Source organism: Embleya sp. AB8, from assembly GCF_049739465.1.
Taxonomy (GTDB): domain Bacteria; phylum Actinomycetota; class Actinomycetes; order Streptomycetales; family Streptomycetaceae; genus Embleya.
Map to the genome: position 1 here is coordinate 1 of NZ_JBMHHY010000068.1, position 1,288 is coordinate 1,288.

The window sequence follows — 1,288 nt, forward strand, 5'->3', positions numbered from 1 at the left end:
TGGGCTTGATCCGTTTTGACGGACACCCTGGCTGAGGGGCTGCGGTCCCTTGGGGAGGATGTCCATCATGGAGAGCATGGGGAAGAAGAAGCCTCGGCCTCGTCGCTCGTTCACGCCGGAGTTCAAAGCCGAGATCGTCGCGTTGTGCCGGCAGGGCGACCGGTCGGTGGGACAGGTCGCGAAGGACTTCGACCTGACCGAGACCGCGGTGCGGGACTGGGTGAAACAGGCCGAGGTCGATGCTGGCGAACGCGACGGCCTGACCAGCAGCGAACGCGAGGAACTGGCCGCGCTGCGGCGGGAGAACACCCGGCTGCGGCAGGACGTGGAGATCCTCAAGCGGGCCACGGCTTTCTTCGCGAAGGAGACCCGGTGACGGTGCACCCGTTCATCGAGGCGGAGAAACACGCAGGTCACAGCGTCAAACGCGCGTGTGAACTCCTCAAGGTCTCCCGTGCCGCCTACTACCACCGCCGCACCGCGGCCCCGGGACCGCGCGCGGTCCGGGACACGGAGCTGACCGAGCAGATCACCGCCGCCCACCGCGCCTCACGCGGCAGCTACGGCGCCCCGCGCATCCACGCGGTCCTGGTCCGCGGCGGCGCCCGCATCGGGCGCCGCCGCACCGCCCGGCTCATGCGCCAGGCCGGTCTGGCCGGCCGGCACCGCAGACGCGGGCACCGCACCACCATCCCCGACCTGGGCGCCGCCACCCGCCCCGACTTGATCGGCCGTGACTTCACGCCCGGACCGGTGCGGGAGGGAACCGCGCGGTGGTGCGGCGACATCACCTACCTGCCCACCGAGCAGGGCTGGCTGTTCCTGGCCACCGTCATCGACATCGCCACGCGCAAGGTCGTCGGCTGGGCCACCGCCGACCACCTGCGGACCGAACTCGTCGCCGACGCCCTGCGCGACGCCGTCCGCAGACAGCGCCCACCACGCGGAACGATCTTCCATTCCGATCGCGGATGCCAGTACACCAGTCAGGAATTCGCTGTCCTGGCAGGCAAGTTCGGGATTCGGCTGTCCGTCGGGCGCACCGGGGCCTGCTGGGACAACGCCCTCGCCGAGTCGTTCTTCGCGACCCTCAAAAGCGATCTCGGGGCTGACCGGCCCTGGCCGACCCGGGCCGCCGCCCACGCCGAGGTCTTCGAGTGGATCGAAGGCTGGTACAACATCCGCAGGCTGCACAGCAGCCTCGGCTACCGCACGCCCGTCGAATACGAAGCCACACTCGCGGCCTGACCACCACAACGACGGTGTCCGTCAAAGCGGAGCAAGCTCA

2 protein-coding genes are annotated in these 1,288 nt (G+C 69.7%); both read left to right on the plus strand.

Going from position 1 to position 1,288, the window contains the following annotated elements; all coding sequences use genetic code 11:
• Positions 1–67: 67 nt before the first annotated feature.
• Complete coding sequence (locus ABIA38_RS45050; RefSeq protein ID WP_424644864.1) at positions 68–376, plus strand: transposase; 309 nt, start codon at positions 68–70, stop codon at positions 374–376.
• Positions 373–1,248, plus strand: coding sequence for an IS3 family transposase (locus tag ABIA38_RS45055; protein WP_424644865.1), 876 nt, complete (start codon positions 373–375; stop codon positions 1,246–1,248). Before ABIA38_RS45050 ends, ABIA38_RS45055 begins: the two co-directional genes overlap by 4 nt.
• The last annotated feature ends 40 nt before the right edge of the window (positions 1,249–1,288 follow it).

What these genes read in the sequence shown, in the direction of transcription:
- ABIA38_RS45050 (WP_424644864.1), top strand. Translation starts at nt 68, where the DNA reads ATGGAGAGCATGGGGAAGAAGAAGCCTCGGCCTCGTCGCTCGTTCACG.